Annotated in this window: 7 protein-coding genes; 4 read left to right on the plus strand and 3 right to left on the minus strand. The window is 47.3% G+C overall.

Annotated features, from left to right (window positions below):
* Window positions 1–115 precede the first annotated feature (115 nt).
* The 3 genes from Q0991_RS19795 (at window position 116) to Q0991_RS19805 (ending at window position 3,054) form a co-directional block, all read left to right on the plus strand.
* Window positions 116–694 (plus strand): SAM-dependent methyltransferase, encoded by a 579-nt coding sequence (locus Q0991_RS19795; protein ID WP_299491780.1) that lies wholly within the window; start codon window positions 116–118, stop codon window positions 692–694.
* 194 nt (window positions 695–888) lie between these two features.
* Window positions 889–1,965: a type 2 isopentenyl-diphosphate Delta-isomerase gene (gene fni / locus Q0991_RS19800; RefSeq protein WP_366525018.1), complete on the plus strand. Its 1,077-nt coding sequence runs from the start codon at window positions 889–891 to the stop codon at window positions 1,963–1,965.
* 57 nt (window positions 1,966–2,022) lie between these two features.
* The gene (locus Q0991_RS19805) at window positions 2,023–3,054 is read left to right on the plus strand and encodes a DPP IV N-terminal domain-containing protein (protein WP_299491769.1); all 1,032 of its coding nucleotides are present in this window, start codon (window positions 2,023–2,025) and stop codon (window positions 3,052–3,054) included.
* Here Q0991_RS19805 and Q0991_RS19810 read toward each other — a convergent pair.
* On the minus strand, window positions 3,040–4,764 hold the full coding sequence (locus Q0991_RS19810) for a cyclic nucleotide-binding domain-containing protein (RefSeq protein WP_299491771.1): 1,725 nt from the start codon (window positions 4,762–4,764) through the stop codon (window positions 3,040–3,042). The two genes, Q0991_RS19805 and Q0991_RS19810, sit on opposite strands and share 15 nt — an antisense overlap.
* Before the next feature lie 95 nt (window positions 4,765–4,859).
* On the minus strand, window positions 4,860–5,228 hold the full coding sequence (locus Q0991_RS19815; protein WP_299491773.1) for a DUF1830 domain-containing protein: 369 nt from the start codon (window positions 5,226–5,228) through the stop codon (window positions 4,860–4,862).
* A gap of 337 nt (window positions 5,229–5,565) precedes the next feature.
* On the opposite strand from Q0991_RS19815, the gene Q0991_RS19820 reads away from it, so the two are divergent.
* Entirely contained in the window at window positions 5,566–7,152 is a 1,587-nt protein-coding gene (locus Q0991_RS19820) for a photosystem II high light acclimation radical SAM protein (protein WP_299491776.1), read from the plus strand.
* 164 nt (window positions 7,153–7,316) lie between these two features.
* On the opposite strand, the gene gap is transcribed toward Q0991_RS19820, so the two are convergent.
* Window positions 7,317–8,211 (minus strand): type I glyceraldehyde-3-phosphate dehydrogenase (gene gap, locus Q0991_RS19825; RefSeq protein ID WP_299491778.1); only part of this gene is annotated, 895 nt, incomplete at its 5' end.

Genomic DNA, 8,211 nt, shown 5'->3' on the forward strand with positions numbered 1-8,211 from the left:
ACTCACATCTAGGATGGAGACATTTTGCTGTCCACTGGTGAGGAAATTGCTCAAGCATCCTGACTTTCTCTCTGTCTAAAGTGATAAAAGAGGGATAGAGCAATCAATCTTGGGCGTGGGTGATGGTCCGGCCAGCTTTAATGCTGAATCTACGACCTTGGGAAGCCACATCGTTTCTATTGACCCCATCTACCACTTCAGTGGACTAGACATTCAGCAACGCTTTGAAGCTGTTTTAGACGACGTCATCGATCAAGTCAAAGCGACTCCACAAGATTGGATCTGGTCTTACCATTCCTCCCCTGAGAACCTCCGCCACAATCGTATTCAAGCAATGCAGACCTTCCTGCAAGATTACGAACGAGGTAAACAAGAAAGTCGTTATCAAACCGCTGCATTACCGACACTCCCGTTTTCGAATCAAAGTTTTAAGCTAGCGTTGTGTTCCCATTTTCTATTTCTGTATTCAGATCACTACGATGGAGACTTCCATCAAGCTTCTATTCGAGAACTGCTCAGAGTCAGCACCGAAGTACGCATTTTTCCCTTACTCACCCTAATGCTCCAACCGTCACCCTACATCCAACCGATTCTTCAATCTTGTCAGGATTGGGGCTATACCGCTTCTGTTGAAACAGTTGAGTATGAATTACAGAAGGGAGGCAACCAAATGCTTGTCATCCGTCCTAAATAACTGTTATGGACTCAAAGCGTTAATGCCAAATCACCCCATTCCGCAAGCGGTACTGATCTATACTCTGCCAACAACCACATCATGGTCTTCAGAAAAGAACATCAAGCCGACTGAAATCTCTGCCAAATCAACAGAATTTTGCATAATTAAGAGAGCTTCCGGTCATAATGCCAACGCTTGGTTCTGTCCGGTTGATGTCTTATCTCTTTTCCATGCGAGTGACTTCTACTTCCTCCAATACTGATGAGGCCATCAAAACGCGTAAGGCCGATCATCTGCGTATTTGTTTAGATGACAAAGTGCAATGCAAATCGATCACTACGGGGTTTGAACGGTATCGATTCCAGCACTGTTGTTTACCAGAGTTAGCCCTAGAAGATATTCAGTTGTCTACGACTTTTTTAGGTAAGACTTTAGGGGCACCCCTCTTAATTTCGTCGATGACTGGGGGAACCGATCTCGCCAAAACCATTAATCAGCGCCTCGCCATCGTTGCTCAGGAATTCAAGATTGCTATGGGCGTGGGATCACAGCGAGTTGCCGTGGAGCATCCTCAAGTGGCAGATACCTTTGCCGTGAGATCGCATGCACCAGACATTCCCCTATTCGCTAATTTAGGCGCCGTTCAACTCAACTATGGCTACAGCATCGATGCCTGCCGCCGCAGCATTGATTTATTAGAAGCCGATGCCTTAATCCTGCACCTTAATCCCCTACAGGAATGTATTCAAAGTCGAGGGGATACCAATTTCCGTAACCTCTTCGCACAAATTGGTGAACTTTGCCAGCAGCTATCGGTTCCCATCATCGTCAAAGAAGTCGGCAACGGCATTTCCGCGCCTTTAGCGCTGCGGTTAATGGAAGTCGGGGTCGCTGCCATTGATGTGGCTGGTGCGGGCGGCACCTCTTGGGCCAAGGTTGAAGGAGAGCGTGCAGAAGATCCTCGTCAACGTCGCCTGGGGCAAACCTTTTCCGATTGGGGTCTGCCGACCGCTGACTGTGTGACCTCAATCCGCCAAGCCGATCCCAACCTTCCTTTAATTGCGTCTGGAGGACTTCGTAATGGTCTGGATATTGCCAAGGCTCTTGCATTAGGGGCCGATTTAGCAGGCATGGCTTACCCTTTTCTGCAAGCGGCCCATGAGTCGGAAGCGGCCTTGCATACCCTTATGGAAATGCTGACTGCTGAACTAGAAACGGTTCTCTTTTGTACTGGAAACGCGACCATAGCCGACTTTAAAGCCTCACAATGCTTGATTCGAGACTGCTAGTAGAGCAGTTGTAACAGCACCAGTCGATATACTTGAAGGAATTGAACCCGTAACCGAATGCCACGAGATACCCATCATCCATTGATATTGCTAAAGACACTCCTTAGCATTGGGTTGCTTACGGCTTGCACCAGAACCAATTTGTCGGATTTTGCCATTGCCTACACCCGTAAACAGGGCGACAAAAACATCGATATTTTTTTGATGACTGCTGATGGCACAGCCCACAAACGATTAACTACAAATCCTGCGGAAGATTGGAATCCAGTTTGGTCACCGGATGGCAAACGCCTAATCTTTACTTCTAACCGGCATGACAACACCGATCTCTACCTGATCAACGTCGATGGGAGCGGTTTAACACGCCTAACCACGCATCATGCCGAGGATACCAATCCTGTATGGTCACCCGATGGCAAATATATCGCCTTTGATAGCATGCGCCATTCAACCCAGGAACATCCTTATAATTTAGAAATTTATATGTTGAAGTTGGATGGACTCAAACTCCAGCGCCTAACTGAGCATCAAGGGGAAGATAGGGACCCAGTATGGTCTCCCAATGGGCAACATATTCTATTCACACGCGATACAAATGGGAACTCCGATATATATCGGATGACCCTTAATACCAGAGAACTTAAGCAACTGACTAGAGATCCAGGTGATGACTGGAATGCACACTGGTCTCCAGACAGTACTCGTCTTGTTTTTACCTCTGGCCGCAACAAGATGGTCGACCTTTATACCATCAATGTCGATGGCTCAGATCTCCAGCGATTAACCCAAGATCCCGAAACCGACAATGGGGCACGATGGGCGCCTACAGGAAACAGAATTGCGTTTACTTCGGACCGCTACGGTACATGGGATCTGTACACGATTCTCCCGAACGGGAAAGCGCGGACACGGGTCACCGATGATGATGCTTTAGAAATTAGTTTTGATTGGTTACCTGATGGAACTCAGGTTCTTTATGAAAGTAGAGATGGTATTTTTCGGGCGAATATAGACGGATCTGATGTTAAACGTCTGACACATCACAAAGACGATGGTTCTCCCGTTTGGCGACCTTTATATTCCGAATAGGGTTTGAATCCGTCGACGAATCCAGATAAAGGGATCAGCTTCTGCCGATTCGGACGGATTAATCTGGGTCAAGCCCAGCTCTTCCAGAACTTGTTGCCGCTGAGAGAGAGACTTTGCAATCTCTTCAGCCAAAGTCTTATAGTTTTGCAGGAGTTTTTGCAAAGCCTGTCGGTCGACAACAAACAGTGTCGTGGCTTCAATCACTCTCATGGTTGCTGTTCGGGGCGCGCCAGTTAACAAAGAGATCTCACCGAAAAAGTCTCCGACTGTCAGGGTGGCAATGCGGCGATCTAACTTTTGAGAAAAGACTTCTACTTTGCCGGAGAGAATGACGTAAAAGGACTCCCCAAATTCATTCTCACGAAAAATAACCTGGCCAGGGGTGAAAAATTTACGGTACCCCTGTTCAATTAGCACTCTCAATTGGACATTGGTACAATTTTCAAAATAGCTCACTTGGCGGAGTAGGGAGCGTAGCGTGCTATTTTTCGTAATCTTAAGCCCCGTCTTTTGTTTAGCTATTTCTCCACCCGTCGATTGTGGCGACGATGAGGGCGCAGTCTCAAGGGAGGGTTGCAATGCTTTTGTAAGGACTTCAGGGTTTTTGAGCCACAGATCTCTTTGAGGAAATGGTATTTCAATATTTTTGCGGTTCAGCTCTTGCTCAATTAAAAAATTCAAAGAACTTTGGATAGGCTGAAAGTCGCAGGGTTGGTTAATCCACACCAACAACTCAAACTGATAGGCATCATCCCCAAATGCTTTAAACCACACTTGTGGGGGAGGATACTTGAGTACTCGTGATTCAGCCCGCGCTGCAATCAATAAGGCTTCTGTCACCAAAACGGTATCGGAGCCATAAGCCACATTCACAGGGATATGTAATCGGCTTTCCGGTGTTTGGTAGGTCCAGTTAATGACGTTCTTAGCAAAAAAATGCTGATTAGGAACCACTACAAATAAACGATCTTGGGTACGGACAATTGTGGAGCGAATAGAAATGCGCTCTATGGTTCCTAGCACCCCATCAACCTCTACGAAATCTCCCACTCGTAGTTGTTGCTCTAGGAGCAATGTCAAACCGCTGACAAAATTACTGGCTAGCTCTTGCAAGCCAAAACCTAAACCAATTCCCAGTACCCCTGCAATCACTGCTAGTGAGCTGATATCTAGGCCCACGGAACGCAACAGAATGATAAAACCAATCACCGCAAGGGTATAGCTGATAATTGTAGAGATCGCAGCTTGGGCCCCCTGCTCCATCCGCGTTTGCGGCAGGACACTCTTTTTCAGCCATTGACTACAGACCCGTGCGCCTACGAAGACCAACACAGTGGTGATCAGAAAGATCAAAACGGTCAATAGAGAGACGGGCTTTCGATCTAAATCGAAAAAAGGGGTGTTTAAGCTCTCCCACAACTTGTCGGGAAAGACAGCTAATCCCTCTTTCAGCAAATCTCCAAAAGGTTGTAAACCCGGAACAAGGGTCAGAATGTTGTAGAAGGCAATCAGCCAGATCCCCAACCGTAGCAAAAAGATTGAGAACCGTTGTAATAGCTGAAACTGGTTGCGACTGGACTGTCGGGATTTACCAAATTGTCGCTGTATCCAGCGACCGATCATCCAGTCTGCGATCGCAGCCCCTCCCAAGATACCCATGACCAGTAGGAGATTCCTAAAGAACTGAGCATCAATAGCAAGCAGATTCATGCGTCAAGATTCTAAACAGCATAAAGGGGTGAGCGTAACTCACCCCAAATGTAGTTTTATGCAATTGGTCGAATGTGAGGCAAACTCAGTGGAATTTAAGAGACCTGAGCTGCTTGTGGAAATTCGAGCATATTCTTTGACCCAGCATGATGACTATTCCCTTCCATCACCCGCTCTTCACTCAGATATTGTTGTGAAACACTAACACTCTGGTGTAAGCGAAGCCGGTAGCAAGGAATGGTGTCTGACAATATTGCGCTAGCCATCATCCCCGTATGAATCTCCAACTGAGCCTCGGGCACCGACTCAAACAATAGGCGTTGCCCCGGAAATACAACCCGCTCGAAATACCAATTGGGAATATTGGTAATTCGAGCAACTTGAATCTTATTGGAAACGTTAACGTAACAGCAGACCATAGGGTCTGAATCGTTAGGAGGGAGGGGATCAATGATTTGTGGCATGGCAATTCACAGAAAAAAATATTTTTGACCGTTTTTTATTTGGATATTTAACGCAAATTTAAGCTAACATTCTTCGATCCCAGGCAGCTGTAAACATCGTTACCTAAATCGATTAACCTTAGAGAAAAGAGTTATTTTTTACTTTTTCTTTAGGATTGCTATAGCCTGAAGCATGGGATCAAACGTAAAGATTCTAACCTAGTTTTTTTGGGATCGCTTGGTTGGTGTGGGAGACGACCGAGGTCCCAACCACCCCTCTAGGGCGACACAGTACTATGATTAAGATATATAACTTCTGTGTTACCTCCGTTAAACCTTAACGTTCTCTCAAGGCGTGATGAATAACCCCCGCATCCTCTACATTCGCCTACCTTGTAATCCAATTTTTCCCATTGGGGTTGTCTACCTAGCCGACCATATCCACAAATGTTTTCCTGATGTGGAACAGCGGATTTTTGATTTGGGTACGGTGCCACCGCTGGACTTCAAGTCGGCCTTAGACCGATGCGTTGATGAATTTCAGCCTGATCTCCTCGTGTTCTCTTGGCGAGACATTCAGATTTATGCGCCGGTCGGCGGAAGGGGCGGGAATCCCCTTCAACACGCCTTTGAACTTTACTATGGCAAAAATCCTTGGACCAAATTGAAAGGGGCTTTTGGGGGATTAAGGGTCTTTCTGGCCTACTATGCAGAGCTATGGCGGAATTCAGGCTTAATCAAACGAGGACTCAAGCGAGCCCGGCGGTATCGTCCCCAAGCACAAACCGTTGTTGGGGGTGGCGCCGTCAGCGTTTTTTATGAACAGTTAGGAACGCAATTGCCGAAGGGAAGCATTGTATCCGTGGGCGAAGGTGAGGTCCTGCTAGAAAAGCTGCTGAAGGGCCAGGAGTTCCGGGATGAGCGGTGCTATGTGGTGGGAGAGAATCGCCCGCGTGATCGCATGATCCACGAATGGCCCACTGAGATCGAAAAAACTGCCTGTGATTATCCCTACATTGCCGGCATTTGGCCTGAATTTGAATATTATTTCGAGTCCGAGGACTTCTACGTCGGAGTTCAGACCAAGCGAGGATGTCCCCACAACTGTTGCTATTGCGTCTACACCGTGATTGAAGGCAAACGAGTTCGGGTCAATCCAGCCGAAGAAGTCGTTGCCGAAATGCAGCAGCTCTACAATCGTGGCATTCGCAACTTCTGGTTCACCGACGCTCAATTTATCCCCGCGCGTCGCTATATTCCCGATGCGATTGAGCTACTCCAAAAAGTGCTTGATGCGGGTCTGACGGACATTCATTGGGCGGCCTATATTCGCGCTGACAATCTCACCTCTGAACTCTGCGACCTGATGGTCAAAACCGGGATGAATTATTTTGAGATTGGGATCACCAGCGGTTCTCAAGAGCTAGTTCGCAAAATGCGGATGGGATATAACTTGCGTACTGTCTTACAAAACTGTCGCGATCTCAAGGCTGCAGGCTTTAAGGATTTAGTTTCCGTAAATTACTCCTTCAATGTGATTGACGAGCGTCCCGAAACTATTCGCCAGACCATTGCCTACCATCGAGAATTGGAGAAAATTTTTGGAGCCGACAAGGTTGAGCCCGCCATCTTCTTTATTGGTCTTCAGCCCCACACCCATTTAGAAGAATATGCTTTCGAAAATAAAATTCTGAAGCCTGGCTACAATCCCATGAGCCTCATGCCTTGGACCGCCAAGAAATTGCTGTGGAATCCTGAACCGATGGGATCGCTGTTTGGCGAAGTATGTCTCCAAGCTTGGAAGCAAAGTCCCAATGATTTTGGACGCGAGGTGATGAATATTTTGGAACAGCGTTTTGGCCGCGCCCCCTTAAATGAGGCGCTGACGGCAACGATCGAACCAAAAAAACGATCCCTGGCAACAGCTAGCCGTATGGGCTCATAACCAGCTCGCATAAATTTGAACTGCAGCCTTCTCCATCATCGGCTGACCTTTAGCGGATCAATCTATTTCATACAAAATTCCTCACCCCTTGATAGAAGTGAGGAATTTCAATTTGAAGCACTTTACTCGAGCAGTAAAAATTCAGAGCAAGGGATTTTTACCACTTACCACTTCTGAGCAACATACTCAGCGAGGTCAAGCACACGCTGGCTGTAGCCCCACTCGTTGTCATACCAAGCCACCACCTTAATCATATTGCCGCCCATTCCCATAGTGAGGGAACCATCGACAATAGAGGAGCAATCATGACCTTTAAAGTCACCCGATACCAAGGGCTCTTCATTGAAAGCAATGATCCCTTTCATAGAGCCTTCAGACGCTTGCTTGAGAACTTCATTTACAGATTCGGCAATGGCGGGCTTCTCAGTTTGGGCTACAAAGTCACAAACAGATACGTTAGGCGTGGGGACTCGCAAGGCAATACCATTAAGCTTCCCAGCAAGAGCAGGAATAACCGTTCCAACCGCTTTGGCAGCACCTGTGGAAGTCGGAACAATATTAACTGCAGCAGCACGCGCCCGACGCAAATCTCGGTGGCTCGCATCTAGAATTCGCTGGTCCCCCGTGTAGCTGTGGGTGGTGGTCATCAAGCCATGCTTAATCCCAAACTGTTCATGCAAGATCTTGACGACAGGGGCCAAACAGTTCGTTGTACAACTGGCATTACTGAGAATTGCTTCGCTGGGATCGTAGGTTTCATGGTTCACCCCAACCACATACATGCCAACACCGCCTTTGCCGGGTGCAGTGATCAAAACTTTCTTGGCCCCTGCTTCCAGATGCTTACCAGCCCCTTCTTTAGTCACAAAAACGCCTGTTGACTCGATCACCATATCAATATCCCAATCGGCCCAAGGCAAGTTGGAGGGATTCCGATCCGAGACACACTTAATCACCTTACCGTTGGCAACGATAGTGTTATCAACCGCTTTGATATCTGCATCTAAGCGACCCAGCATGGAGTCATAGGTCAACAGGTGGGCATTTGTTTTAGGGTCA

Source organism: Acaryochloris sp. IP29b_bin.137 (genome assembly GCF_028285745.1).
In the GTDB taxonomy this organism is placed as follows: Bacteria; Cyanobacteriota; Cyanobacteriia; order Thermosynechococcales; family Thermosynechococcaceae; genus Acaryochloris.

Bases quoted from the DNA above. Each gene is read 5' to 3' on its own strand.
- Q0991_RS19805 (WP_299491769.1), top strand. From the start codon at position 2,023: ATGCCACGAGATACCCATCATCCATTGATATTGCTAAAGACACTCCTT.
- fni (WP_366525018.1), top strand. From the start codon at position 889: ATGTCTTATCTCTTTTCCATGCGAGTGACTTCTACTTCCTCCAATACT.
- Q0991_RS19810 (WP_299491771.1), bottom strand. From the start codon at position 4,764: ATGAATCTGCTTGCTATTGATGCTCAGTTCTTTAGGAATCTCCTACTG.
- Q0991_RS19820 (WP_299491776.1), top strand. From the start codon at position 5,566: ATGAATAACCCCCGCATCCTCTACATTCGCCTACCTTGTAATCCAATT.
- Q0991_RS19815 (WP_299491773.1), bottom strand. From the start codon at position 5,228: ATGCCACAAATCATTGATCCCCTCCCTCCTAACGATTCAGACCCTATG.